The 25,403-nt window shown below is 64.2% G+C and carries 23 protein-coding genes; 13 read left to right on the top strand and 10 right to left on the bottom strand.

All coding sequences use genetic code 11. The features are described from left to right. Window positions 1-87 precede the first annotated feature (87 nt). The 6 genes from A5766_RS05790 to A5766_RS23775 form a co-directional block, all read right to left on the bottom strand. Window positions 88-1,083, bottom strand: a complete 996-nt coding sequence (locus A5766_RS05790) for a glycine betaine ABC transporter substrate-binding protein (RefSeq protein ID WP_005207241.1) — start codon at window positions 1,081-1,083, stop codon at window positions 88-90. Then, a complete protein-coding gene (locus tag A5766_RS05785) occupies window positions 1,080-1,820 on the bottom strand; it encodes an ABC transporter permease (RefSeq protein WP_005207242.1) in 741 nt (246 codons plus the stop codon). Before A5766_RS05785 ends, A5766_RS05790 begins: the two co-directional genes overlap by 4 nt. After that, window positions 1,817-3,103 carry an ABC transporter ATP-binding protein gene (locus tag A5766_RS05780; protein WP_049699760.1) on the bottom strand — a complete coding sequence of 429 codons (1,287 nt, stop codon included), beginning with the start codon at window positions 3,101-3,103 and terminating at the stop codon, window positions 1,817-1,819. The genes A5766_RS05785 and A5766_RS05780 overlap by 4 nt, the downstream gene beginning before the upstream one ends. Further along, window positions 3,100-3,747 carry an ABC transporter permease gene (locus A5766_RS05775; RefSeq protein ID WP_049699759.1) on the bottom strand — a complete coding sequence of 216 codons (648 nt, stop codon included), beginning with the start codon at window positions 3,745-3,747 and terminating at the stop codon, window positions 3,100-3,102. Before A5766_RS05775 ends, A5766_RS05780 begins: the two co-directional genes overlap by 4 nt. 236 nt (window positions 3,748-3,983) lie before the next feature. Next, window positions 3,984-5,237: an acyl-CoA thioester hydrolase/BAAT C-terminal domain-containing protein gene (locus A5766_RS05770; RefSeq protein ID WP_064903810.1), complete on the bottom strand. Its 1,254-nt coding sequence runs from the start codon at window positions 5,235-5,237 to the stop codon at window positions 3,984-3,986. Window positions 5,238-5,259: 22 nt separating this feature from the next. Further along, window positions 5,260-5,745 carry a hypothetical protein gene (locus A5766_RS23775; RefSeq protein ID WP_156527380.1) on the bottom strand — a complete coding sequence of 162 codons (486 nt, stop codon included), beginning with the start codon at window positions 5,743-5,745 and terminating at the stop codon, window positions 5,260-5,262. 352 nt (window positions 5,746-6,097) lie between these two features. Here A5766_RS23775 and A5766_RS05760 point away from each other — a divergent pair, with 352 nt between their 5' ends. Then, a complete protein-coding gene (locus A5766_RS05760; RefSeq protein WP_064861883.1) occupies window positions 6,098-6,853 on the top strand; it encodes a TetR/AcrR family transcriptional regulator in 756 nt (251 codons plus the stop codon). On the opposite strand, the gene A5766_RS05755 is transcribed toward A5766_RS05760, so the two are convergent. After that, the gene (locus A5766_RS05755; RefSeq protein WP_156527379.1) at window positions 6,812-7,534 is read right to left on the bottom strand and encodes a sulfite exporter TauE/SafE family protein; all 723 of its coding nucleotides are present in this window, start codon (window positions 7,532-7,534) and stop codon (window positions 6,812-6,814) included. The two genes, A5766_RS05760 and A5766_RS05755, sit on opposite strands and share 42 nt — an antisense overlap. A 49-nt stretch (window positions 7,535-7,583) precedes the next feature. Between A5766_RS05755 and A5766_RS05750 the strand changes: the two genes are divergently transcribed. Beyond that, on the top strand, window positions 7,584-9,092 hold the full coding sequence (locus A5766_RS05750) for an aminotransferase-like domain-containing protein (RefSeq protein WP_064861885.1): 1,509 nt from the start codon (window positions 7,584-7,586) through the stop codon (window positions 9,090-9,092). A gap of 16 nt (window positions 9,093-9,108) precedes the next feature. Here the strand turns inward: A5766_RS05750 and A5766_RS05745 are convergent, their stop codons facing one another. Then, window positions 9,109-10,437: an aspartate aminotransferase family protein gene (locus A5766_RS05745; protein WP_064861886.1), complete on the bottom strand. Its 1,329-nt coding sequence runs from the start codon at window positions 10,435-10,437 to the stop codon at window positions 9,109-9,111. Between the two features lie 419 nt (window positions 10,438-10,856). Here A5766_RS05745 and A5766_RS05740 point away from each other — a divergent pair, with 419 nt between their 5' ends. From A5766_RS05740 to A5766_RS05725, 4 genes are all read left to right on the top strand, one after another. Then, the gene (locus tag A5766_RS05740; RefSeq protein ID WP_064903808.1) at window positions 10,857-11,633 is read left to right on the top strand and encodes an SDR family NAD(P)-dependent oxidoreductase; all 777 of its coding nucleotides are present in this window, start codon (window positions 10,857-10,859) and stop codon (window positions 11,631-11,633) included. A gap of 239 nt (window positions 11,634-11,872) precedes the next feature. Beyond that, window positions 11,873-12,496 carry an ABC transporter permease gene (locus tag A5766_RS05735; protein WP_231894562.1) on the top strand — a complete coding sequence of 208 codons (624 nt, stop codon included), beginning with the start codon at window positions 11,873-11,875 and terminating at the stop codon, window positions 12,494-12,496. Beyond that, a complete protein-coding gene (locus A5766_RS05730; RefSeq protein ID WP_064861496.1) occupies window positions 12,496-13,593 on the top strand; it encodes a taurine ABC transporter substrate-binding protein in 1,098 nt (365 codons plus the stop codon). The genes A5766_RS05735 and A5766_RS05730 overlap by 1 nt, the downstream gene beginning before the upstream one ends. After that, window positions 13,590-14,450, top strand: coding sequence for an ABC transporter ATP-binding protein (locus A5766_RS05725; RefSeq protein WP_082933513.1), 861 nt, complete (start codon window positions 13,590-13,592; stop codon window positions 14,448-14,450). The genes A5766_RS05730 and A5766_RS05725 overlap by 4 nt, the downstream gene beginning before the upstream one ends. A 36-nt stretch (window positions 14,451-14,486) precedes the next feature. Here the strand turns inward: A5766_RS05725 and A5766_RS05720 are convergent, their stop codons facing one another. Together A5766_RS05720 and A5766_RS05715 are read right to left on the bottom strand one after the other, a co-directional pair. Beyond that, a complete protein-coding gene (locus A5766_RS05720) occupies window positions 14,487-15,278 on the bottom strand; it encodes a dioxygenase family protein (RefSeq protein ID WP_064903806.1) in 792 nt (263 codons plus the stop codon). A gap of 32 nt (window positions 15,279-15,310) precedes the next feature. Further along, the gene (locus tag A5766_RS05715) at window positions 15,311-16,396 is read right to left on the bottom strand and encodes an EamA family transporter (RefSeq protein WP_231894561.1); all 1,086 of its coding nucleotides are present in this window, start codon (window positions 16,394-16,396) and stop codon (window positions 15,311-15,313) included. A 39-nt stretch (window positions 16,397-16,435) separates the two neighbouring features. On the opposite strand from A5766_RS05715, the gene A5766_RS05710 reads away from it, so the two are divergent. The 7 genes from A5766_RS05710 to A5766_RS05680 form a co-directional block, all read left to right on the top strand. Beyond that, the gene (locus A5766_RS05710) at window positions 16,436-16,978 is read left to right on the top strand and encodes a CGNR zinc finger domain-containing protein (RefSeq protein WP_064861498.1); all 543 of its coding nucleotides are present in this window, start codon (window positions 16,436-16,438) and stop codon (window positions 16,976-16,978) included. Window positions 16,979-17,021: 43 nt separating this feature from the next. Then, window positions 17,022-20,612: a transcription-repair coupling factor gene (gene mfd, locus A5766_RS05705; protein ID WP_064903805.1), complete on the top strand. Its 3,591-nt coding sequence runs from the start codon at window positions 17,022-17,024 to the stop codon at window positions 20,610-20,612. Next, window positions 20,609-21,373, top strand: a complete 765-nt coding sequence (locus A5766_RS05700; protein WP_064903803.1) for an amidohydrolase family protein — start codon at window positions 20,609-20,611, stop codon at window positions 21,371-21,373. The genes mfd and A5766_RS05700 overlap by 4 nt, the downstream gene beginning before the upstream one ends. Further along, a complete protein-coding gene (locus A5766_RS05695; RefSeq protein ID WP_064903801.1) occupies window positions 21,370-22,263 on the top strand; it encodes a MazG family protein in 894 nt (297 codons plus the stop codon). The genes A5766_RS05700 and A5766_RS05695 overlap by 4 nt, the downstream gene beginning before the upstream one ends. Before the next feature lie 343 nt (window positions 22,264-22,606). Then, a complete protein-coding gene (locus tag A5766_RS05690; RefSeq protein ID WP_064903799.1) occupies window positions 22,607-24,097 on the top strand; it encodes a sulfatase family protein in 1,491 nt (496 codons plus the stop codon). A 91-nt stretch (window positions 24,098-24,188) separates the two neighbouring features. Then, the gene (gene stf0 / locus A5766_RS05685) at window positions 24,189-24,974 is read left to right on the top strand and encodes a trehalose 2-sulfotransferase (protein WP_005204018.1); all 786 of its coding nucleotides are present in this window, start codon (window positions 24,189-24,191) and stop codon (window positions 24,972-24,974) included. Beyond that, on the top strand, window positions 24,971-25,403 hold a 433-nt coding region (locus A5766_RS05680; protein WP_156527378.1), incomplete at its 3' end, for a phosphoadenosine phosphosulfate reductase domain-containing protein. The genes stf0 and A5766_RS05680, both read left to right, overlap by 4 nt.

The following is a 25,403-nucleotide window of genomic DNA, read 5'->3' as shown; positions in this document are numbered from 1 at the left end:
CCTCCTGGTGTCAATGCCATTGGATAATGTAACCGTAACATCCATGAATGGCAAAGAGGAGAGGCGACGCTGAACGCGCAGTGGCAACTAGTCCTTGGGGACGATCAATTTCTCGCTGAGCAGCCAGTCGTATGCGACGTCGGCAGGGTCTTCGCCGTCGATGTCGACGCGGCCGTTGAGTTCCTGCATGACGTTGTCGGTGAGACGCTCGGAGATGGTTCCGAGTAGCTCGTTGAGTTGCGGGTAGCGCTTCATGACGTCCTCGCGAACGACGGCGGTTCCGCTGTAGGGCAGGAAGAACTTCTTGTCGTCCTCGAGGACGGCGAGGTCGAGGTTCTTGATCCGGCCGTCGGTGGTGTAGACCATGCCGAAGTTGCACGGCGAGCTCTTGGCCGTCGACGTGTAGACGACGCCGGCGTCCATGCGCGTCACGTTGCCGAGTGGAACCCCGTTCGGGCCGTCGAGCGGCATGCCGTACTTCTCCAGCATCGGCTTGAAGCCATCTGGGCGGGAGAAGAATTCGTCGTCGACGCAGAAGGTGCGATCAGCGACGGGAAGCTTGGCGACGTCCGAAAGAGACTTCACGCCAAGGCGTTTCGCCGTGGGCGTCGATGCCGCGAACGCGTAGGTGTCGTTGAAGTTGGCGGGAGGGAGCCAGACGAGCTGGTTCTCCTTGAGTTCGATGTCGTGGACCTTCTGCCAGAGTTCCTTCGGATCGGAGATGGTCTCGGTCTCGTTGTGGTAGTTCACCCATCCGGTTCCGGTGTACTCCCAGAGGATGTCGGCGTCGCCGTTGAGTTGCGCCTGTCGAGACGACGCCGAACCGGGGGCGCCGGTGAGGTCGGTGACGTCGGCACCTGCCGCCGCGAGGTACGTGGCGGTGATCTTGCCGAGGATGACGCCCTCGGTGAAGCTCTTCGACGTGACGGTGAGCTTGGCTCCGTCGAGCGGTCGGGAACCGTCGGGAAGCGACGCCTGCTTGAAGGTGCCCGACGAACTGACCAGACCACATCCCGCAAGGCCGATGACGGCGACGACGAGAAGTGTTGCGACGGTGGCGAGTCGTGCTCGCGTGGCGCTCATGCGACGCCCTTCGGTGTAGCGACCAGTTCGAAGACCCGGCCGAGCCAGTCGATGATCATGGCGAGCAGAGCGACGAGTATCGCGCCCGAGATCAACAGCTTGGGCAAGAAGAGCGTGACGCCGGTGGTGATCAGCGTGCCGAGGCTCGTCGCGCCGATGAAGGTACTCAGGGTGGCCGTGCCGACCAGGATCACCAGGGCGGTGCGGACACCGTTGAGGATGACGGGCACGGCCAGCGGGAGTTCGACCTGCACGAGCGTGCGCGCCGCCGAGTATCCGATACCGCGCGACGCCTCGATGGTGCGTTGGTCGACCTGGCGCAACCCGACGATCGTGTTCTGCAGGATAGGCAGGACCGCGTACACGACCAAACCGATGACGGCAGTACGGAATCCGGTGCCGAGCCAGAATGTGAACAACACCAGCAGTCCGACGGCGGGCGCAGCTTGACCGATGTTCGCGATGTTCACCGCGATCGGCGAGAGCCATCGCATCGACGGCCGGGTCAACAGGATTCCCAAGGGAATTGCGATGACGATGACGACGATGGCCGCGACGAGAGTGAGCTCGATGTGGTCGATGATGGTGGACTGCAGAGTCGACCAGCCCAGCGACGCCTGCTCGGTCTCGGTGAATGTCGTCGTCGCATACCAACTGAAATATCCGACGGCCAGCACGATGAAGACGAGTGGCTCGAACCACACGTCGATCGGGAGGTTGCGGAATCGTTGTTTCATGCGCCCGCGTTCTGCTCGGGGTCGTCGGCAGCGATCACCGGCGTCTCGGTGGGGGCGGTTCCCTCGGTGTGACTTTCGTACGAGCCGTCGTCCTCGTCGGGGCGGGCTTCGGAAAGTTGCGTACGGATGATGTCCATGACCGAGGCGATGGTGAGCATGCCGACGACGGCGCCGTGACGATCTGTCACCAGCGTGCCGCCCTGGCTGGCCGCGAGCATGGTGTCGAGGGCGTCGTTGAGCGTCGACGATTCGGCTACGACGGGCAGCCGCGGATCGAGGTAGTCGGAGACCTCCGGCTTGGAGGCAACCTCATCCAGCGACGGCCATGCACGCGGGCGGTCGTGCTTGTCGACGACGACCACCCAACTCTGCCCCGCGGCCCGTGCGCGCGTGATCACCTCTCCGGAACCCTCGCCGACGCGCGCGGTGATCACCGAGTCTTGTTCGACGTCGCGCACGCGCGACAGCGTTAGCTGCGCAAGCGTCGCCCCCGACCCGATGAACTCTTCGACGAAGGGTGAGGCGGGGTTGGCCAGAATCTCCTCGGGCGCCGCGTACTGCTCGACGTGAGCCCCCTGCGACAGGATCAGCACCTTGTCGCCGAGCTTGGTGGCCTCCTCGAAGTCGTGCGTCACGATCACGATGGTCTTGCCGAGCTCGTGTTGGATGGCGATCAGGCTGTCCTGCAACCGGACTCGCGTGATCGGGTCGACCGCGCCGAACGGCTCATCCATGAGGAGGACCGGCGGATCGGCGGCGAGGGCACGTGCGACGCCGACACGCTGCTGCTGACCGCCCGACATGTCCTTGGGGAGTCGAGTGGCGAACTGCGCGGGATCGAGGCCGACGAGATCGAGTAGGTACTCGGTGCGCTCGGCGATCCGCTTCTTGTCCCAGCCGAGTACCCGGGGGATGGCTCCGATGTTCTTCTCGACGGTCCAGTGCGGGAAGAGGCCGCCCGATTGGATCACGTAGCCGATGGACTGTCGGAGTTTGTCGGGATTCTCCTTGGTGACGTCGCGCTCGTCGATGAAGATCCTGCCGTCGGACGGTTCGATCAGCCGGTTGATCATCTTGAGGGTCGTCGTCTTACCGCAACCCGATGGGCCGACGAAGGCGACGATATGGCCCGCCTCGATGTCGAGGTCGAGGTGTCCCACGGCGGGCTGGTCTTGCCCCCGGAATCGTTTCTCGACGCCGTCGAGTCGGATGGGGGCACCGGTCACCGTTGCCCCGGATGCGCTACCGGCCCCGGGGGCCGGCGTGTTGGCTACGTCGGTCATGACAGTCCTTTGGAGATGGTGAAGCGGCCGAGGAGAACGAGCAGGGCGTCGAAGACCAGAGCGATCAAGACGATGAGAATGGTTCCGGTGAGCGCCATTTGGAGTGCATTAGCGCCACCGAGGCGAGACAACCCGTTGAAGATCAACGATCCGAGGCCGGGTCCGAGGACGTAGGCGACGATCGCGGCGACTCCGACGATCATCTGGGTCGAGACGCGAATCCCGGTCAGGATCACCGGCCACGCGATCGGCAACTCGACGCTCAGCAGAATTCGCCAGCGGGACAATCCGATTCCCTGAGCTGACTCGATCACGCTTGCCGGCACCGAACGCAGCCCGACGATCGCATTGCCGATCACGGGGAGCGCGGCGAAGAACGCCAGCATGATGAACGACGGCACGACGCCGAGACCGAACGGGACGATCAGCAGGGCGAGAAGCGCGAGCGAGGGGATCGTCAGCGCCACGCGACTCGACGTCAGCGTGAGCGCCGACCCCAACGGGCGTCGGTACACGAGCACCGCGACGATGATCGCGACCACGGTGCCGACGAGAACCGTCTGAAATGCCAGAGATGCGTGCTGATAGGTGAGGAACGTCAGGTTCGCGGCGTGTGCGTGGATATAGTTCCACAAACTGCCCACAGCTATCCCCTCGTCGTGGTGAGCGTTCAGAGAGAATTCAGCCTACAAAGCAACCGCGACTCTTGGGTGATTCCCGCAATTCCGTGTCGGCGTGTACACCTGACAAGCGAGCATGCTGGCCCGCTGACCGGCGCCGACGTCCCTGAGGGCAATCGCCGGACCTCAGTGTCACGTTTTGATCACGGTGAGTAAAAGGGTCGAAATGTGTCGCACCATCCGAATGCGGCGCGAGGTGATCAGGTCAGGTGTTGGTGCAGGAAAGCGAGTGTCCGGGTCCAGCAGTCCCGCTGTGCCGCTGCGATATGGCGCGGCTCGCCGCCCGAGATCAGCGAGGCCGACCGGGTGACCGTCGTGGGAATCGCGGGCGGACGGATGAAGTGGCCCACCTGGGGATAGATCAGCAGTTCGTCGTCGACTGCGTGGGTGGCGTGCTCGTCGCTGCGGCGTCGAATCATCTCGTCTGCCATGTCCGCAGCCGGATAGCACTGGTCGTCGGTGCCCGCGGCGACCAACATCGGGCACTCGATCTTCTCCACGGCTATGGTCGCGGCCTCTACAGCCGAATGATCCCGCAGGCCTGCGGCGTATGCGGCGTGGGTCGACAGCGCCATCGACGAGCGCCCGTGAGAGATTTTGCGGCGCAGGAGATTCACGGCGAGTTGTCCGAGTAGTCGCTCGCTACGCACGGGGACATACGGCAGATCGACGCCGCCGTGGGTGAGGGCGGAGATCTTCTCGGGAGGGCCGTCGCGGCGGAGTGCCTGGAACACGACGTGGCTGGGGGCCACCGCGACGACTGCGCGAGCGGAGGTCCCCATTGTCACCATCGTCGTCAGTGCTGTCTGCACACCTACCGACGACGCGTGGAGCGCGATCATGTCCTCGTCGACGTAGGGCAGAGCGGCGAAGCATTCGATGCCCGCGGCGATGTTCTCCGTGGCAATTCTGCTGAACGAATCGGGCAACCCCGGGCGCTGAGTGTAGAAGAGGACCGCCGCGACATAGCCGTGAGCGGCGAGCAGCGCGGCCATCGCTGTCACCGACCTGGTGACCATCGTCCCGGGGAACACCACGATTCCCGGCAGACGGTAGTCAGCTGACTCCGGACGGTAGATCTGTAGCTGCCATCCGTCGCCTCGTCGCTGTTCCACCGTGTGCTCGCGTCCCCACGTACGAGGGACCGTGACCTTGTCGCTGGACGTACCGTCGGATACCGAGACAGTGAAATCCAATGTGCCGTCGCAGGATTCGAAAATTTCCGGGGAGCTCGGGTTGTCGACGAGCCGCATGTCCCACCACGGTAGGTCTGGATCGGTGAGGTCTATCCGTCCGTCTTTGCCGAGCCGATGGGTGCCGCGGGACCGCCAGTGCGATCCCGCGGCGTCTACACCATCGACAACGAGTTCGACCTTCTCCGCTGGTGTGTCGAACACGTTGAACTCGATGAGCGAGTCGACGAGTCCGTCCGCCGTGTCAACACTGATTCGCATGAGGATCAGACTCGGGTGCGATTCACGACAACACGTAGGTGGCGAGCATTTTCGGAGCGGGACGGATCAGGGTGGCCCTCACGGATTCACCGGGGGAGGCTTTACTGCCGGAGATATCGGTGAATCCGAGAGTGTGGCGCAGGGAGGCTGTGTAATTCACCACGGCGGAGCGGTAGGTGTAGGTATAGGTGACAGTGACGCCCATGGCCAGAGGGTTCGACGTCCAGGCGCGTACGACGGCCGTTCTGCCCATGCCGAGCGAGGCGGGTGGCGCATCGATCCATCGGAAGTCCATCGAACTACCCGCACCGACGCTGGTATCGGGGAATTGCTTCAGGGTCAACGGCATACCGGTGTTGTTGGTGATCACCAGGACGGCACTTGAACCGCCCTGCGGGAGAGGCGTGGCCTCGCTCTTCGCGGCGGTGGCCGTTGTCAGGCCGAGGATCATCGCGGTCACGGCGATCGACATGCCGAGTACCTGGAGCAAGCTTCTGTGAGGTCTCATGGTCCATCCTTCGTCTCTCGTCGTCCGTTGCCACGCGCTGGATACGTGACTCTCTACGGGCGATGTATCTGACCGTAGGAAATCCGCACTCTCGGCATAAGTCCGAAATATGGGGGGTTTACAACCGCGGAAGAGGTGAGTACGTCTAAACCGACGAGAATAGGTGGATTGCGCATCTTTATAAGGTGAATGTGCGTCGTATCGAAGGATGTGTGTGCTGCAGCGCCCACTTCCTTCGATACGACACATCCTCCGGTGAGCTGGGTGCGTCTTCTCGGGTCCTGCCGCGTGGGACGGGGGGCAGCCGGAGCGTCAGGTCGATTGGGCGTGGGAGATCTCGTAGGGTGGCCTCATGGCTGTCAGCCGTCCGGCGAACTCGAGCACAGGTGAGGTCAAACGCGCGCCACGGGCCCGCATGACCGGCGCCCAACGACGCCTGCAACTGATCGAGGTCGCGCGCGGTCTGTTCGCCGAGCGGGGCTTCGAGGGCACATCCATCGAAGAGATCGCCCAGCGCGCCGGGGTGTCGAAACCGATTGTGTACGAGCACTTCGGAGGTAAGGAAGGTCTCTACGCGGTCGTCGTCGACCGTGAGATGGAGACCCTGCTCGAGATGATCACGTCGTCGCTCTCCAAGAACCGCTCGTTGTATCGCATTCAGCAGGTGGCCTTGGCGCTGTTGACCTACATGGAGGAGCGCACCGACGGATTCCGCATCCTCGTGCGCGGCGACAGTGCGTCGTCGAGGGACAACGCGACGTACGGAAGTCTTCTGAATGACGCCATCAGCCAGGTCGAGCACATCCTTGCCGGCGACTTCGAACGACGGGGATTCGACCCGAAGCTGGCCCCGATGTACGCACAGGCGCTCGTCGGGATGGTGTCGGTGACGGCGCAGTGGTGGCTCGACGTCCGCGAACCGTCGAAAGAGGTTGTCGCGGCGCACCTGGTCAATCTCTGCTGGAACGGACTCACCCGCCTCGACCCGGACCCCGAACTCGTCGGGCCGGATTACGTCGAACACAAAGCGCGAACGGTTGGCGACGCGACATCTACCGACCGCGCGTCAGACGTTGTTGAGCAGGAGTCCCAATCCGGCGAGGACTGACAACGACATCCCCGCTCGCGCTGTCCAGGTTGCGCTCACCCAGGGCGCGATTCGACGTCCGAATGCGATGCCGACAGCGAGCGGAGCAGCGAGAAGTGCTGCGGCTTTTAGGTTCTCGATTCCGCCTCGCCCGATCGTCGTCACCACGATTGACGTGGCGAGCGACATCATCGTGAACACAGCCGAAAGGGTCGCACGGATTTGCGCGGCGTCGGGAGTCCGGTAGGTGAGGGCCAGCGGCGGCCCGGGGAGTGCCGCAGCATAATTGAGTGCGCCGGAGAGAAATCCGGCTGCGACGGTGCCACGGTGGGAAAGTGGGACCCGAGCTCCACACAGGCCTGCGACACCACCGAGGATTACCGCAGTTGCAATACCCACTTCCAACGTTGGAGCGGCTACGAGGTGGACTGCGACGAGGCCAGTCGCGGTGCCCGGCACTGCGGCGATGAGGCATCTGGACACGAATGCCCAGTCGATGTGCGTGCGCTCGCGCCATGCCCCGAAGCCACAAGCCACGGTTGCCAGGCACAGCAGTGTCGTCGGAACGAGTTGCGGTGCGACCATCAGTAGCGCGGGAGCGGTGACGACTCCGAAGCCCGAACCGGAAACTCCCTGGACCAACGAGCCCGCGAGGACGATCCCGACGACGGCAGCCATTGCCCACGGCGTCAAAACACTCACCGCTCTAGACTGGTCTCTACGCTGTCACACTAAAAGTGCCAGATTGGGCATGAACAAGGAGGCCAGATTGGGCGGGCGTGAGTTCAGCGAGGAACTGACGCCGTTGTCAGTCAACCAGTCGTCGTCTACACCGCTCTACCGTCAGGTACGCGCACTTCTCGAGGACCAACTCGCCCGAGGCGTCTACGGCCAGACGCGGCCGATGCCGTCGACGCGCTACCTTGCTTCTTCCCTCGGCGTCTCGCGCAACACCGTAGCCCTGGCGTATCAGGAACTGACCGGGGCTGGACTCGTGGAAAGCAGACCTCGTTCTGGCCTCTATCCCGTAGATCTCGCTACGCGAGCGGTCGCATCTCGTGCCACCTTGCCAGCGCGGGCGCGGGCAATGGACTGGCAGCCACGTCTCGAACGTAGGCAGTCGGGTGTGAGGCAGTTGCCGGTCACGCGTGCGCCCGCGTTCACCAACTGGCAGGACTATCCTTACCCGTTCATCTCGGCGCAGCCGGAGGTGAGATCTTTTCCGGCGCGCGCCTGGCAGCGTGCGATGGTTGCGGCGCTTCATCACCCACATCTGGCTTACAGTATCCGCGACGCGGGCGACTCAGATGACCCGCTGCTCCTCGACGCGTTGTGCAACGAGATCCTGCCATCCCGCGGTGTGGCGGCGACGCCCGACGAAGTACTGATCACTTCTGGTGCGCAGCAGGGTCTTTCGCTGATCGCAGACGTGTTGTTGGGTCCGTCGTCGACGGTCGCTGTGGAGAACCCCGGCTATGTGGACGCGTGGCATATCTGCACCCGCATCGGGGCGTCGGTGGTTCCGCTTGCGACCGATCAGTGGGGCGCAGTCATCGAGGATGCGGCCCGGTTCGATGCCATCTACCTCACACCGAGTCATCATCATCCGACCAACGTGACGCTCAGCATGCCGCGTCGGCGCTTGCTCATGGACTCGCTCTCAGATCGCGATGCATTCGTCATTGAGGATGATTACGACAGCGAGTTCCGATTCCGCGGTCAACCTTCACCGTCACTCAAGGCAATGGACACCAGTGGGAGGGTGCTCTACATCGGCTCGTTCTCGAAATTCCTCGCGGCGGGTCTGCGGCTCGGTTTCGTAGTGGCCCATCCCGACGTGATTGCAGCGCTGCGCGTCGAACGTCACCACCGTTCAAAGCATCTCGCGGGTCATTTGCAGCGGGCGCTGGGAATCTTCATTTCGTCTGGTGACTATCACAAGGTGTTGCGTGGCCAACGCAGACGTCTCCGCGGCAACTGGGAAGCGTTGACCTCGGCAGTGGCGCAACATCTTCCGATGCCTGAGGGTGCAAGCGCATACCCGCCAGGTGGAGTCAGCCTGTGGTACACGGCTCCGCCCGAGATCGATTGCAAGCGTTGGGCGTTGCGTGCCCGCGGCCACGGCGTGCTCGTCGCCGATGGATCGCGATACTACTTTCCCGGGACGTGGCGCAATACGAACCTACGGTTGGGCTACAGCGCAATGCGTACCGAGCAGATCGAACCGGGCATCCGCGCTCTCGCGGCAGCGTTGCCGTGAGAACCCGGCGTCGAGCTCAGACCGCGCAGAGCGCGTCGTCGAGAATCGCCAAGGCTTGCTTGGTTTCCTCTGCCGAGACGATGCAGGGTGGCGTGAGATGAAAGCGGTTCATGTTCTGGAACATCAATAGACCGTTGCGCTGAGCGCGATCGGCGATGGCCTTCATCTCGGGCGAACTGCCCCCGTACGGCGCCAGCGGTTGCTTGGTTTGGCGATCGGAGACGAGCTCGATGGCCCAGAAGACGCCGAGTCCGCGTACATCGCCGATGATCGAATGACGTTCTGCGAGTTCGCGCAGACCGGGTCCGAGTACCTCGGTTCCGACTGTCGCAGCGTTGTCAACGAGCTTCTCCTCGTGCATGGTTTCGATGGTCGCCACCGCCGCGGCGGCGGCTAACGGGTGGCCTGAGTAGGTGAGGCCGCCCGGGTATGCGCGCGTGGCGAACTCGTCGGCGATTCGATCGGACAGGATCACGCCGCCCATGGGAACGTAGCCCGAGTTCACGCCCTTCGCGAAGGTGATGAGATCGGGTACGGCGTCGAAGTGCTCGAGTGCCAACCACTTGCCGGTTCGGCCGAACCCTGCCATCACCTCGTCGAGGATCATGACGATGCCGAACTGATCGCACAGCTCGCGCACGCCTGCGAGGTAGCCCGGCGGCGGCGGCATGATTCCCGCTGTGCCGGGTACGGATTCAAGGATGATCGCGGCGAAGTCGTCAGGGCCTTCGAATTCGATAAGGGTGCGGAGATGTGCGAGTGCCCGGGCGCATTCCTCCTCCTGCGTGGTGGCGTGGAATTGGCTGCGGTAAAGAAACGGGGCGAAAAAATGCACGGCGCCCGACGAGCCGTAGTCATTCGGCCAACGACGTGGATCTCCGGTGAGATTAATTGCCTGCTGCGTGCCGCCGTGATAACCGCGGAAGGCAGAGAGTGTCTTGTATCGGCCCGTGGTTAGTCGTGCCATTCGGACGGCGTGCTCGACGGCGTCGGCACCGCCGTTGGTGAAGAAGACCTTGTTGAATCCCGCCGGTGCGATGTCAGCGATGAGTTCGGCAGCGCGAGCCCGAGCAGAGTTTGCATGTGCGGGTGCGATGGTGCACAGCGTCGACGCCTGGTCTGCGATCGCGCGCACCACTCTCGGATGTTGGTGGCCGATATTGGTGAACACCAGCTGAGAGGAGAAATCGAGCAACCGGTTGCCGTCTCCGTCGAACACGTACATGCCTTCGGCGCCTGTGATGACGAGCGGGTCGAGCGTTGCTTGCGCCGACCATGAGTGAAAGACGTGTGCGCGGTCGAGTGCGTATGTCTGTGCGGCCTGCGCGTTCTCGGGTGCGGGCATCCGGATCTCCTTCTCGACGTGGGGGTCGCTACAACAGTGCAGCGTCTGTATTTCGTCGGCGACCGATGATGGCGTCGTTGACGTTGTGTCCACTGTCTCAGCCGGTTGGCACCACTGAAAGGGCCAGAACTCTCTCAATTGACAGAGCCAGATGCGGTGTGAAATTCGCGGCCGTGGATCGTATCTGCACTGTCGCTCGCCGAGATGCAGCGAAGCGCCAGGTTGTGGCCTCAACCGTCTACGAGCGGGTGGGCAGAGTTCGTTGCGAATGACACAGGGATGGCCTATTCGTTACATCTGGCCCTGCAGTATTGGGCGGTTGTGGCCCTTCTCGTAGCACCAGTTCTGCCCGACGCTGTATCAAACGTGCTGTCCCACTGTGTTCAGCAGCCGCTACCCCTTTGAGGAGGACCTTCACCATGGCCGACGCTCCCGACCCCTTCCGCCCACTTGCTGTGATCACGGGCGCCAGTAGTGGCATCGGCGCGGCGAGCGCTCGGGCCCTCGTGGCGGCCGGTCACGACCTGCACATTGGTGCGCGTCGTATCGAACGGCTCGACGACCTCGCGGCAAAGATTCGCGCTGATCACCCGGAGGCGAGAGTGACGGTCGCGCACCTCGATGTGACCGATCCCAACTCGGTCACAGCCTTCTGTGGACTCCTTGAGCGAGCTGATGTGCTGGTCAACAACGCCGGCGGCGCGATCGGAGCCGATTCGATCGCCGAGTCCTCGGATGCGGACTGGCAGGCCATGTTCGACATGAACGTGCTCGGCGTCCTCCGGGTGACCCGGCAGCTGTTGCCGCTGTTGCGCGCGTCGAGATGTGCCACGGTTGTCACGGTTGGTTCGGTCGCCGCCATCGAGCCGTACCTCGGCGGCGGCGGATACAACGCGGCAAAGCATGCCGTGCGCGCACTCACGCGGGTGCTTCGGCTGGAACTGCTCGGCGAGCCGGTGCGTGTCTGTGAAATCGACCCGGGGATGGTCGAAACGGAGTTCTCCATCAACCGCTTCGACGGTGACGTTGACCGTGCCGCGGCGGTCTATGCGGGGTTGGCGCCCCTGAGTGCGGCTGACGTCGCTGATGCGGTGAGTTGGGTGGTAACTCGACCGCCGCATGTGAACGTCGACAGCATGCTGTTGCTCGCCCGCGATCAGACCAGTGCACAGCGCGTACACCGGAGGACAGCATGAACGCGCTAGCGACCTCGATCCCCAAGCCGTCGATCCACGCACGGCTCTCCATATCGTCGAAGCTCTTGCGGTCCTGGGCGATTCGACTGGGTGCGCTCATCGCCTTCTTAGTTGTGTGGTGGACGATCACTGCTGTCGGAATCGTCAGTCCGTTGTATCTGCCGAGTCCCGGTGCAGTGTGGGACGCGTTTATCCGTGCGAACACGTGGCACCAGGTGGCCCCAGGTGTTCCGCGAGAAGTGTTGGGCGAACAGAACTATTTCCTTTGGGAGCACTTGATAGCGAGTCTGCAACGCATCTTTGTTGGTGTGGGTGCAGCGATTATCGTCGGCGTGCTCCTAGGGGTGCTGATGGGAACGTCGAAGGTCATTGCGACCGTCATCGAGCCCTATCTCAACTTTCTGCGCGCGCTGCCGCCGCTTGGCTACTTCAGCCTCTTAATCGTCTGGTTTGGAATCGGTGACACGTCGAAAATCTGGCTGCTGTTTCTCGCGGCCTTCCCGGCGATAACAGTTGCGACGGTCACCGGAATTCTCGGCGTCAAGGCTGACTACATCAACGCGGCACGGAGTCTTGGTGCTTCCCGGATGCAGGTCATCACCCGGGTGATCTTGCCGGCGACGGCGCCGGAGATCGTCAGCGGTATCCGCTTGGCGGTCGGGTTCGCCTGGACCACAGTGGTCGCGGCCGAACTCAACAACGGTATCCCAGGCGTTGGCGGACTCGCCTACATAGCGGGCACCCAGCTACGCACCCCTTTGGTCATCGCCTGCATCATCGTCATCGGCATCACCGCACTCGTGCTTGACTCGATTCTCAAGTGGATCGGCCTCGCAGTTGCGCCTTGGAAGGGAAAAGTATGATGCGCAACGTTTCTCGGCTCTTCACGACACGCACGGTGGTCCGAACCGCCGTCGCCGCCGCTCTGTGTGTCGGCGTCAGCGTCTCGGCAACGGGCTGCATCGTCAAGTCAGGTCGGGGCGAGCAAAGCCGCTCTCTGATCACCGAGGTCTCCTGCCCGGTGAAGCCCGACGAGTCGATCACCGGCGATATCCGCATCGGCTATCAGCAAATCCCGAACGGTGATCTCGTCGTCAAGGATGCCGACATACTCACCAAGTGCATGCCCAAGGCCAAGATCGTGTGGACGCAGTTCTCATCGGGAGGCGATGTGGTACGTGCCTTCGGGTCCAACTCGCTTGACCTCGGGCTGTTCGGGTCAGCGCCTGCAGCCAAGGCATTGTCGGCGCCGCTGGACCTTGACGTGTCGGTTGTGTGGATTCAAGACGTGATTGGCGGTGCGGAGTCGCTTGTGGTTCGCGATCCGGAGATCAAATCCATCAGTCAGTTGCGCGGCAAGAAGATTGGTGTGCCGTTTGGCTCGACATCACACCTGAGTCTCATGTCCGCACTGACAAAAGCGGGTATCACCGGCGACGTCACCGTGATCAACCTGGAGCCGAGCGCCATCCTTGGCGCGTGGCAGGGAGGACAGATCGACGCCGCATGGATTTGGGAGCCGACGCTGTCACAACTCACACGGTCCGGTCACATCATCATGACCGCAGAGGACACCGCCGACGCCGGAAGTCCCACATTCGATCTCGAGGGCGCACGCGGCGCGTTTGTCAGGGAGAATCCCAAGGCCATGCGGATGTGGACGGTCGCTCAGAACTGGGCGGTCGAGCAGATCAAGAACAAGCCTGACGATGCCGTCGAACGGATCTCCGGGCAACTCGGTGTGCCTCCCGAGCAGGTGCGCACACAGCTGAAGGGATATGTCTATCTGAACGCGAAGGAACAATCGCAGCCACGGTGGTTTGGTGGCGGACTCGCGCGTTCACTGTTCGACACCGCGTCCTTTCTCAAGGATCAGGGTGAAGTCGATGCGGTCAGCGACCAGCAGGTATACAACAACGCGGTCTACAGCACCGCAATCAATGAGGTGGCGGGACAATGAACACGAGCAGTGCTACCGAAGCCAATGACAGTGGGCCACAAGGTCTTGGGACGAGCGGTTCCGCCGCGCAAGAGAGTCTGGCAGATCGCCTGACTCTCACCGGCGTCGGCCAGACGTACTCATCGGGATCGTCGGAGGTGGTCGCACTTGCGCGCACTGACCTCACCATCGACCCCGGCGAGTTCGTCTGTCTCGTAGGGCCGTCCGGATGTGGCAAGACCACGCTGCTCCAGATCATTGCTGGATTTCTCGAACCTACCGAGGGAACGGTGATGATCGGTAGCGCGCATATCGACGGACCGTCACCGGAACGGGGGGTCGTCTTTCAGGCGGCGACTCTGTACCCGTGGTTGTCGGTGCGGCGCAACGTCGAGTTCGGGCCCAAGATGCGCGGTGTGCCGAAACAAGAGCGTGAGAACAAGGCTTCGGCGATGCTCGAGTTGGTTGGTCTGACGGGATTTGGCGAGAGACGACCGTATGAACTGTCCGGTGGTATGCAGCAGCGTGCACAGATCGCGCGGGTGTTGGTGAACGATCCGCGGCTGATTCTCATGGACGAGCCGTATGGGGCGCTCGATCCATTGACGCGTGAGCGTCTTCAGGTCGAGCTGCTCGGAATCTGGCGACGTGAACGTAAGACGATCATTTTCGTGACCCACTCGGTCGAGGAGGCAGTGTTTTTATCGACGCGAGTGCTCGTGATGAGCGCGCGGCCCGGGCGAATCTCGATCGATCGACGAATCGAACTACCCGGCGATACGCCGGACGGCGTCCGATCGCCTGCGGTGATTGCAACGCCAGAGTTCCAGCAGCTCAAACTTGAACTTGCCGAGGCGATCTACGCCGCTCACGACTGAGTGAGCAGGCGCAGGCGGATCCGGTGAGAGGTCCCCTCAGGCAAGCACCAGCGACCGCTTGGCAAGGCCCATCCAGAACCCGTCGATGACCTGGTCGGCCTGTTGCTCGGGATCGTCGCTGGCGCCCAGCGCGACGAAGAGCGGCGCGAAATGCTCAATAGTGGGGTGGGCGTAGGGCATTCCCGGGGCGGTGCGTCGAAAATCGATCAGGGACTCGACGTCGCCGTCGGCGAAACGCTCGTGCGCCCAGGCGTCGAACTCCGATGACCAGCTCGGCGGCGCGGCGTCGGGGGACGGGTCGGTCAGATACGGCAGCCCGTGCGTGGTGAAACCCGATCCGATGATGAGCACTCCCTCGTCGCGCAGCGGTGCGAGTCGACGGCCGAGGTTCAGCAATTGTGCGGGGTCGAGTGTGGGAAGCGAGATCTGGAGCACGGGAATATCGGCGTCGGGGTACATGACCGTCAACGGCACGTATGCGCCGTGGTCGAGGCGACGGTGCTGGTCACGGGCGATTGCGGTGCCGTCGGGCATCATCGCCGCGACTCTCGCCGCGAGATCGGGAGCACCGGGCGACCAGTAGGTGGTGCGATAGAAGCGCTCGGGAAATCCCCAGAAGTCGTAGGTCAGGGGCGTGGTCGGGTCGGTCGAACCGATCGTCAGCGGCGCGGCCTCCCAGTGCGCCGACACCACCAGGATCGCCGATGGACGGTCGAGTGTGGTGGACAGCTCGGTGAGCTGGGAGACCCATCGTTCGCTGTCGACGAGTGGTGGGGCGCCGTGACTCAGGAACAGCGTCGGCTGGCGGGTGGGTTCGGGGGCTGACATGCGAACATCGTATCAACCGGACCGCAGTCCGGTTAAGTCTCGGGTGCAGACGTTGCGGCATCGTTGTCGGGAGCATGGCTGTCGGCAGCATCGTTCTCGGGGCCTTCTGGCACGTGGCCAAGCGGCAACGGCTCGCCGACGGGCGACGTCGACGTGCCCGGTTCGCCGATCTTGGCCGCGATGACCCCGACGACAATCAAGACGCCGCCGACGATCTGGAGCGCCGCCGGGACCTGATCGAGCAGGATCGCGGCCCATACGACCGCGGCCAAGACCTCGACAAGCGCGAACATCGAGGCGAGCCGCGCTCCGAGTCTGCGCGCGGCACCGATTCCGGTGAGATATGCGGTCGCCGCGGTGACGAGCGCGAGAGCAGCCAGCACCGTCCATGCCGGTGCGTCGAATCCGGCGAAGTGGACCGTCGGGTCGCCGATCGTCATCGGCAGTGCATGCACGAGGCCGAGTACTCCGAGAAGTGTTGCCGCAAAGACCATTCCGCTCGCCGCGAGCACAGACGGCGGCAGTGAATCGTTCTCCTTGGCCGAAATGATGAAGTAGCCGGCGGCGCCGAGCATTGCGCCCGACGCCCACAGCGCACCGACGGGGCTCACCGAGGTGCCGCCGACGAGGTCGAGGACTCCGACCAATCCGACGCCGCTCACCGCAATACCAGCCAGCGCCCACCGCGACGGCCGCTGGCGGTGGATCGCCCACATCCACGCGACCACGACAACGGGTGCGGTGTACTCGATGAGTAGGGCCGGTCCGACGTCCATGTGCTCGATGGCGGAGAAGTAGCAGAACTGTGCGACGGCCATGCCGAGGAATCCGTAGAGCGCGATCGTCCTGCCGTGGTCGCGGACCAGCGTCGACGGCGTCGACCATCGCAGCGCCGAGACACCGCCGAGGTCGCGAATGGCGAACGGCAGCAACGCGAGACCGCCGATGCCGATGCGGATCGCGACGACAGCGCCCGCGCTCCACCCCGCGGCCATCAGCGGCGTGCCGAGCGCGCCCGACAGCCCGAAGCTCGTTGCCGACACCAGGGCCAGGATCAGGCCCGCGCGTCTGCGAGCGGCCACCTCTGCCGGCGTGCGGTCATGGGTCACCGACGTCATGGGTAATGACGCTAGCGGCGGCCTTGGTAAGGTGTCAACATGGTTTTCGGTGATGACGTCGATCTGGCGCTGCAGGCAGCGGTTGCGCTCGCCAACTCGGCAGAGTCGCCAGAGACCCTGCGTTCCATCGACGACCTCGACGCCTTCTGGGACCACTACGGCTATACCGGCCGCCATGACGGTGACCAGCAAGAACTCGACGCCGTGTCGGCGATCCGGCCGGCGCTGCGAGCGCTGCTCATCGCCGACCGCGACCGTGCCGTCGATCAAGTCAACGAGATCCTGAGTCGGCACCTGGCCGTGCCGCGGCTGGTGCGACACGGCGACACGGACTGGCATCTGCACGCCATCGACGACGACGCCCCCCTCGCCGACCGGATCATGGTCGAGACCGCGATGGCCATGATCGACGTGATCAGGGCCGACGACATGTCGAGGTTGTCCGTCTGCGCCGACGCGGGCTGCGAGGGCGTCGTCGTCGACCTTTCTCGCAACCGGTCTCGGCGGTATTGCTCGACGGCCTGCGGTAATCGCAACGCCGTCGCGGCGTATCGGGCGCGGCAGGCAGCGACAGCCGACTAGCGGCATCTGCCTGGCAGAATTGCCGTGCCCTAGAATTGCCGAAGTGTCGTCTACTCCCGCCCTTCACGGACTCGCATCCCTCGCCTGCGCGGACACGAGCATCGCGGCACTGCGTGACCATCGCGACGATCCGCAACTCGCGATCACTGCCCCCGACGCCGCCCGGCCGTTCGTGGTCAGTTGTCTCTCCGAGGTTGCTGACGCGCCGATCCTCGTCGTCTCGGCGAATGGACGCGAAGCCGACGACCTGACGGCCGAACTACGCGAGCTTCTCGACGACGAGTCTGCGGTGGCGCAGTTCCCGTCGTGGGAGACGCTTCCGCACGAACGGCTCTCGCCGAGCGCCGAGGTCGTCGGGCAGCGTCTCGAGGTGCTGCATCGGCTGGCGCACCCGGGCGACGCTCCGCTGCGCGTGGTGGTTACCACCGTCCGATCACTGGTGCAGCCGATGGCGCCCGGGCTCGGGGAGATACGCACCATGACGTTGCGTGAGGGCATCGAACTCGACTTCGACGGCTTGCTCACCGATCTCGTCGAGATGGCGTACGAGCGCGTCGACATGGTCGGTCGGCGTGGCGAATTCGCCGTACGCGGCGGCATTCTCGACGTCTTCCCGACCACCGCCGATTTCCCTGTGCGGGTCGAGTTCTGGGGCGATGAGATCTCCGAGATGCGGGCGTTCTCGGTGGCGGATCAGCGTAGCCAACCCGAGGTCGACGCGTCGGTAGTCCTCATCCATCCCTGTCGCGAGCTGCTGCTCACCCCGCCCGTGCGCGAACGCGCGGCAGAACTCGCCGTCGAGAACGCCGACGATCCCTCGCTCGTCGAGATGCTCACCTCGCTCGCCGAGGGTATTCCGGTCGCGGGAATGGAAGCGCTGACACCGGCGCTTGTCGACGGCGAGATGCAGTTGCTGACCGAGGTGCTGCCCGCCGGCACCCGCGTGCTCGTGCTCGATCCCGAGAAGGTCCGCACGCGCGCAGCCGATCTCGCACAAACCGGAGCCGAGTTCCTCGAGGCGTCGTGGAACGCCGCCGCGATGGGAGCCACGGCGCCCGTCGACACCCGCGATATGTCCGGTCCGACCGGAATTGATTTGCAGGCCAGTGCTTATCGGCCACTCGATGACGTCGAGAAGGCCACGCTCGCGGCGGGTCGGTCGTGGTGGACGATGAGTCCGCTGTCTGCGGGCTTCGGCGAAGAATACGAACTCGACATCACCCCGGGGCCGACGCCGCATGGTGACGACGAGGAGATCCGGATCGTGTTCGCCGGACTGCGCGCTCACGTCAGCGCGGGCAACACCGCTGCGATCGTGGTCGCGGGCAAGGGCACCGCACAGCGTGTCTGCGAGCGACTTGCCGACGCAGAGGTTCCGCACGCACTCGTCGACGGGGGCGCGCGACCCGAACCGGGAACCGTGTCGGTGTTCAACGGCGCGCTGCGTCACGGAATCGTCAGTCCAAGTGCGGGATTGGTGATCGTGACGGAGACGGACCTCACCGGCAACCGCGTCGCCAGTGTGCGCGACGGAAAGCGATTGCCCGCCAAGCGTCGCAATCAAGTCGACCCGCTTGCGCTCACCGCGGGCGATCTCGTCGTGCACGATCAGCACGGCATCGGCAAGTTCGTCGAGATGATCGAACGCACTGTGTCGGGCGCGCGACGGGAGTACCTCGTGCTGGAGTATGCGGCCTCCAAGCGTGGGCAACCCGGCGACCGGCTTTATGTGCCGATGGATTCGCTCGATCAGTTGTCGCGTTATGTCGGAGGCGAGCAGCCGTCGTTGTCGAAGCTCGGCGGCTCCGACTGGCAGAACACGAAACGCAAGGCGCGCAAGGCTGTTCGTGAGATCGCCGGCGAGCTGGTCCAGCTCTACGCGGCCAGGCACGCCGCGCCGGGCTACGCCTTCAGTCCGGACACGCCCTGGCAACGTGAGATGGAGGACGCGTTTGACTTCACCGAGACCGTCGATCAGATGACGGTGATCGGCGAGGTCAAGGACGACATGGAGAAGTCGGCTCCGATGGACCGCGTGATCGTCGGCGATGTCGGTTACGGCAAGACCGAGATCGCAGTTCGCGCGGCCTTCAAGGCCGTGCAGGACGGTAAGCAGGTCGCGGTCCTGGTCCCGACGACCATTCTCGCGCAACAACATCTGCAGACATTCACCGAGCGTATGTCGGGGTTCCCGGTGCGCATCAGAGGACTCTCGCGGTTCACCGATGCCAAGGAGTCACGCGAGATCATCAAGGAGATGGCGAAGGGCGAGGTCGACATCGTGATCGGTACGCACCGATTGCTGCAGACCGGTGTCACGTGGAAAGACCTCGGGCTGGTGATCGTCGACGAGGAGCAGCGTTTCGGCGTCGAACACAAGGAACACATCAAGTCGTTGCGCACGCACGTCGACGTGCTGACGATGTCGGCGACGCCGATTCCGCGAACGCTGGAGATGTCGATGGCGGGCATTCGCGAGATGTCGACCATCCTCACCCCGCCGGAAGAACGGCATCCGGTGCTCACCTACGTCGGGGCGTATTCGCCCAAGCAGGTGGCGGCAGCGATTCGCCGAGAACTGTTGCGCGACGGCCAGGTTTTCTACGTTCACAATCGGGTGTCGACCATCGATAAGACGGCCCGCGATATCGCCGCGATGGTCCCCGAGGCGAGAGTTGCTGTGGCGCATGGTCAGATGAATGAGGATCAACTCGAACGCACCGTCGCCGGTTTCTGGAATCGCGAGTTCGACGTGCTGGTGTGTACCACCATCATCGAGACCGGTCTCGACATCTCGAACGCGAACACACTCATCGTCGATCGTGCCGAGAATCTCGGCCTGTCGCAGTTGCATCAGTTGCGTGGTCGTGTCGGTCGAAGTCGTGAGCGCGGTTACGCCTACCTGCTTTACAGTCCTGAAAAGCCGCTCACCGAAACGGCTTACGACAGGTTGGCGACGATCGCGCAGAACAACGAACTCGGCGCGGGCATGGCCGTCGCGCTCAAGGACCTCGAATTGCGTGGTGCCGGAAACGTTCTCGGTGCCGAGCAGTCAGGGCACGTCGCCGGTGTCGGATTCGATCTGTACGTCCGCCTCGTCGGCGAGGCCGTCGAGGCATACCGCGCCGCGGCAGACGGCCTGCCCGTCACGTCGTCGGAACCCAGCGAGGTCCGCATCGACCTGCCCGTCGACGCACACATTCCGGTCGAGTACGTCGATTCCGATCGGTTGCGCCTCGAGGCGTACCGCAAGCTCGCGTCGGCGACGTCGGACGACGAGGTCGACGGCGTGATGTCGGAACTCACCGACCGCTACGGCGAACCGCCCGAGGAAACACAACGCCTGGCGTCGATCGCGAAACTCCGTCTGCGCGCACGTGAACGGGGTGTCACCGAGATCGGCACCACCGGTACGAGTGTGAAGGTCGCGCCGCTCCCGCTGGCCGACAGCGAGCAGGTGCGCCTCAAACGGTTGTACCCCGCGGCGTCGTATCGGGCGACCACATCGGTTGTCACGCTACCGATTCCGCGCACCGGAGGCGTCGGATCGGCGCGCCTGCGCGACGACGAGGTCATCGAGTACCTCGCGACGTTCCTGCGCAACCTCAAGCCGCTCGAGCAGGCTGACCGATGAGCGCGCGGGGGATCTTCGATGCGCATTTCCACATCATCGATCACGCCTACCCCGTCGTCGAGAACAACGGATTTCTTCCGGAGCAGTTCGGAGTGCCGGAGTACCGCGCACGCACCGAATCGCTCGGGATCGTCGGCGGCGCAGTGGTTTCCGGATCGTTCCAGAAGTTCGACCAGACGTATCTGGTCGCGGCGTTGGAGCAACTCGGTCAGGGATTCGTCGGGGTCACGCAGCTACCGACCACTGTCACCGATGAGGATGTCGTCGCCTTGTCTGAGCGTGGCGTCCGTGGCATTCGGTTCAATGTTGCGCGAGGAGGGTCGGCATCACTCGATGAACTCGACGCGTTCGCCAGACGTGTGCACGATGTCGCGGGCTGGCATACCGAGTTATACGTCGACGCAGCACATCTCGACGACCTGACCGACGTCATTGCTGGGTTGCCCGCGGTCAGTATCGATCATCTCGGATTGTCGACGGCCGGGCTCCCGGTGCTCCTGTCGCTCGTCGAACGCGGAGTACGGGTCAAGGCAACAGGTTTCGGTCGGGTGGAACTCGACGTTCCGTCTGCGATTCGACAGATCATGGCGGTCGATCCGACGGCCCTGATGTTCGGTACCGATCTGCCGTCGACCAGGGCCCGTCGACCGTTCAGTGATGACGACATCGACCTGCTCGTCGCCGAGGTCGGAGAGCACGACGCCGAGGCGGTGCTGCGCACCAACGCCGAACGGTTCTATCGCGTGGGGGAGTTGCGTTGACGGTCGTGGTGCTCGATCCGCAGCAACCAGGTGTTGTCCCAATCGCGGCGCGGGCAGTGCTGGTCGGAACCGTGCTGGTGACCGAAGACGTACCCGCGTCGGTGCTGTGGGAACTCGACCACATCGTCACTGCGGCAGCCGACTCCGACCCGTCGCTCACCCTGGTCACGACGGACGCGCAGCATCCGCTGGTACGTCGGCGGATCGCAGACGGCGACGACGTCGTCGAAGTGGAACGTCGGTCGGGGGCGAGCCTGCTCGACGCCGTCGCGCTGATGGACACGCTGCGCAGAAACGGACCCTGGGAGTCGACGCAGACGCACCCGTCGCTGCGGCGGTACCTGCTCGAAGAGGTCTACGAGTTGCTCGATGCCCTCGACGGTGACGACCAGGAGAACCTCCGGGAGGAGCTCGGCGACCTGCTGCTGCAGGTGCTGTTCCACGCGAGGATCGCGGCCGACGACCCGGTCGCGCCCTTCGACATCGACGACGTCGCGCGGAGCTTCGTCGACAAGGTTCGCGGCCGGACGCCGGGCGTTCTGTCCGGCGAACACAGCGACCTCGAGACGCAGATCCGCGAGTGGGAGGAGCGCAAGGCCGCCGAGAAGCAGCGCGGCTCGGTCCTCGACGGCATCGCGACAACGGCACCGGCGCTCGCGCTGACGCAGAAGGTGCTCGAACGTCTCACCGCCGCGAACTACCCCGTCGACACCATCGACCCCGCGGTGCTCACCGTGACGATCAGCGCAGGTGACGACAGCGTCGAAGCCGCCGCGCGGGCCAGGACGCTTGCGCTGATGGAACGGGTGCGTGACGCCGAGGCCGGGGCGGCAGCAGCAGGCGTGACACTCGGCTCGCGCGAGGCGTGGGAGTCGTTCCTCGCGCGGTGAGGTCGACGCTGCGGGGGTTCCGGGCCGCGTGGCCCCGCGGGACGTGCGGCCTAGATGTGTGTCGAACGTGAGGATGTGTGTGCTGCAGCAGCCACATCCTTCGATACGACACACATTCACGCGCGACGACGCCCCCCGCGACGGCCGCTGACCAGCCCGGCAGCCCAGCGACCTCGCCCGAACCGCCCCGCGACGGCCCCTCGCCCCGACCAGCCTCGCGGCCGGCGCAGAGATTGAACTCACGCTGATTTCATCCCGTCGTGCTGGCGCGGCGAGCCCAGGTAGACGGCTTCGGTGTGTAACCCGCCACCACGTGCGGAAACGGCGGGTGCATCATGGGTGAATGCCTTTCGACAACGCTGGTGGCCTCGACGGCGCCCCAAGCCCCACGCGGGAGAACGTCATCTTCGTGCACTGGCACGATCTCGGGCGTCATCTCGCCTGCTATGGGGCCGACGGTGTCGAGAGTCCGAATATGGATGCTCTGGCGTCGGAGGGCATCCTGTTTACCGACGCCCACGCCACCGCGCCGCTGTGCTCACCGGCCCGTGGGTCGCTCTTCACCGGGCAGTACCCGCATCACAACGGACTCGTCGGCCTTGCGCATCACGGCTTCGAGTACCGCGACGGCGTGCGGACGCTGCCCTCCCTGCTCGGCGATGCCGGGTATCGGACCGTGCTGTTCGGCATGCAGCACGAGAGCTCCGATCCGCAACGACTCGGCTTCGACACCGTCGACGTCTCCGACTCCCGATGTGACCACGTGGTCGCCGAGTCGCAGCGCTGGCTGCGCAGGTACGTCGAGCGAACCGCGAATGAGCAGACGGCCCAACCGTTTCTGCTCACCGCAGGCTTCTTCGAGACCCATCGCCCCTATCCCGTCGATGAGTACAAGCATCCCGACACCTCGGGCATCGAGGTACCCGGCTTCCTTCCCGACACCGACGACGTGCGCGAAGATCTCGCGGGCCTGCACGGAAGCATCTCGAAGGCCGACGACGCGGTGGGGCGCCTCCTCGACACCGTCGCCGACCTCGGGCTCGACCACAACACCTGGATCGTCTTCATCACCGACCACGGTCTGGCGTTCCCGCGAGCAAAATCGACGCTCTACGCGGAGGGGACAGGCGTCGCGCTGATCGTGCGGCCACCGACGGGGCGCGCGATCGAACCGCGCGTGTACGACGACCTGTTCTCGGGTGTCGACCTCACTCCGACGATTCTCGATCTCCTCGGCCTTGAGGCCCCTGCCGACGTCGACGGTGTCTCGCATGCCCCCGAGATCGTGCGCAACGCGCAGGAGCCGATACGCGGGGCGGTCTTCACGGAGAAGACCTATCACGACGCCTACGACCCGATCCGGGCGATTCGGACAAAGAAGTACAGCTATATCGAGAACTACGCGCATCGCCCGGCGTTGCTGCTCCCGCTCGACATCGCCGACAGTCCGTCCGCGCGGTCGATCGACGCGTCGGTCATCACAGCGGAGCGGCCGGCCGTCGAACTCTACGATCTCGACCACGATCCGTGGGAGCGCACGAATCTCGCCGACGATCCGGATTTCGCGCACGTCCGCGCAGAACTCGCGGCACGGTTGGCCCAGTGGCGTGCCGACACTCACGACGCGCTTCCGGACGAGAGCGCGGGGACTGCCATCGCGGATGAGTTCATGACGCGCTACTTCGAACAAGCCGTCGAGACCCCACCCGACGAGCAGGCACTTCCGTCGCGGCGCCCGCTCGGACGTGAGCGCGATCTCACCGGCGAGATCCAGCAGGGCGAGGTCGACGACGAGGCTCGCCGATCTGCTGATGCACCCAGCGCGCAGGGCTGACACACAGACGTCGAGTTTTGTAAATAGTTTGGACCGTCGAGCGCCTAATTGCCCAGGTTGCGGGCGGTTTCGGGCTGGTTAAACTGAGCGGGTGCCGCCAGTCGACAACTACCTCGTGTGCGCCAGTCAGCGCAGCGGGAGCACCCTCCTCGTCGAGTCTCTCGCCGAGACGGGGGTCGCCGGGACTCCCGAGGAGTTCTTCCAATACTTCCCCGCGACATCACAAGCGCCGCAACCACGTGAATGGTTCGCGGACGTCGACGACCCTGCGATCATCGAGGCTCTCGACGAACTCGACGACGGCGTCGTCGACACCAGAACCTCCGCACAGTGGCGCGACGACGTCTTTGCCGCTGGCCGTTCGTCGAACGGCGTGTGGGGCGGCAAACTGATGTGGAATCAGACGCCCCTGCTGATCTCGCGAACGCGGACCGGGTCGGGTTCGCTGCGAACCGCGATCCGCACACTGTTCGGCGACGATCCGCTGTACGTGCATGTCTACCGGGAAGACGTTGTGCCACAGGCGGTATCGATGTGGCGCGCGGTGCAGACACGAGTATGGCGACACGACGGCGATGCCGCCGAAGACTCGGCGGTCTACAACGCCGAGGGCATTGCCCACCTTGCCGAAATACTTCTGGCGCAGGAGAAGTCGTGGCGCGAATGGTTCGCTGAGGAGGGCATCGAGCCCCTCGACATCGAGTTCGGCGAACTCACCAAGGACCCGTCGGGCACCACCGCGCGTGTTCTCTCCGCGCTGGGTCAAGACCCTGCGCTGGCGCCGCCACCGCCGTTGAAGCCACAGTCCAATGCCCGCTCCAAGGAGTGGGTCGAGCGGTACCGCGACGACGCGGTGCGGAACGGATACCCGCAATGACCACGCAGATCGACGCCGCAGCCGACCTCGACCACGTATCCGCGTTGCGGGTACTCGAGTCCGAGGCTGTGCACATCATTCGCGAAGTGGCGGCAGAACTCGAACGTCCAGTGCTGCTGTTCTCCGGTGGCAAGGACTCCATCGTGCTACTTCGTTTGGCGGAGAAGGCATTTCGCCCACACCCGCTGCCGTTTCCGGTCCTGCACGTCGACACCGGACACAACTTCGACGAGGTGATCGAGTTCCGCGACCGTCGGGTCGCGCCGACCGCCGACAACCCCGACGGAATCAAACTCATCGTCGCATCGGTTCCCGACGCCATCGCCGCGGGACGCGTGGCGGAGTCGACCGATCCGTCGGGTTCGCGTAACCGGCTCCAGACTCGCGTGCTCCTCGACGCGTTGGAGGAGGGCCGGTTCGACGCCGCGT

The organism is Gordonia sp. 852002-51296_SCH5728562-b, assembly GCF_001665475.1.
Classification (GTDB): Bacteria; Actinomycetota; Actinomycetes; order Mycobacteriales; family Mycobacteriaceae; genus Gordonia; species Gordonia sputi.
The sequence above is the reverse complement of the archived record's forward strand: the minus strand, read 5'-3'. Positions and strand labels throughout refer to the sequence as shown.

What these genes read in the sequence shown, in the direction of transcription:
- A5766_RS05790 (WP_005207241.1), bottom strand. Translation starts at nt 1,083, where the DNA reads ATGAGCGCCACGCGAGCACGACTCGCCACCGTCGCAACACTTCTCGTC.
- A5766_RS05785 (WP_005207242.1), bottom strand. Translation starts at nt 1,820, where the DNA reads ATGAAACAACGATTCCGCAACCTCCCGATCGACGTGTGGTTCGAGCCA.
- A5766_RS05780 (WP_049699760.1), bottom strand. Translation starts at nt 3,103, where the DNA reads ATGACCGACGTAGCCAACACGCCGGCCCCCGGGGCCGGTAGCGCATCC.
- A5766_RS05770 (WP_064903810.1), bottom strand. Translation starts at nt 5,237, where the DNA reads ATGCGAATCAGTGTTGACACGGCGGACGGACTCGTCGACTCGCTCATC.
- A5766_RS23775 (WP_156527380.1), bottom strand. Translation starts at nt 5,745, where the DNA reads ATGAGACCTCACAGAAGCTTGCTCCAGGTACTCGGCATGTCGATCGCC.
- A5766_RS05760 (WP_064861883.1), top strand. Translation starts at nt 6,098, where the DNA reads ATGGCTGTCAGCCGTCCGGCGAACTCGAGCACAGGTGAGGTCAAACGC.
- A5766_RS05750 (WP_064861885.1), top strand. Translation starts at nt 7,584, where the DNA reads ATGAACAAGGAGGCCAGATTGGGCGGGCGTGAGTTCAGCGAGGAACTG.
- A5766_RS05745 (WP_064861886.1), bottom strand. Translation starts at nt 10,437, where the DNA reads ATGCCCGCACCCGAGAACGCGCAGGCCGCACAGACATACGCACTCGAC.
- A5766_RS05740 (WP_064903808.1), top strand. Translation starts at nt 10,857, where the DNA reads ATGGCCGACGCTCCCGACCCCTTCCGCCCACTTGCTGTGATCACGGGC.
- A5766_RS05730 (WP_064861496.1), top strand. Translation starts at nt 12,496, where the DNA reads ATGCGCAACGTTTCTCGGCTCTTCACGACACGCACGGTGGTCCGAACC.
- A5766_RS05725 (WP_082933513.1), top strand. Translation starts at nt 13,590, where the DNA reads ATGAACACGAGCAGTGCTACCGAAGCCAATGACAGTGGGCCACAAGGT.
- A5766_RS05720 (WP_064903806.1), bottom strand. Translation starts at nt 15,278, where the DNA reads ATGTCAGCCCCCGAACCCACCCGCCAGCCGACGCTGTTCCTGAGTCAC.
- A5766_RS05715 (WP_231894561.1), bottom strand. Translation starts at nt 16,396, where the DNA reads ATGACGTCGGTGACCCATGACCGCACGCCGGCAGAGGTGGCCGCTCGC.
- A5766_RS05710 (WP_064861498.1), top strand. Translation starts at nt 16,436, where the DNA reads ATGGTTTTCGGTGATGACGTCGATCTGGCGCTGCAGGCAGCGGTTGCG.
- A5766_RS05700 (WP_064903803.1), top strand. Translation starts at nt 20,609, where the DNA reads ATGAGCGCGCGGGGGATCTTCGATGCGCATTTCCACATCATCGATCAC.
- A5766_RS05690 (WP_064903799.1), top strand. Translation starts at nt 22,607, where the DNA reads ATGCCTTTCGACAACGCTGGTGGCCTCGACGGCGCCCCAAGCCCCACG.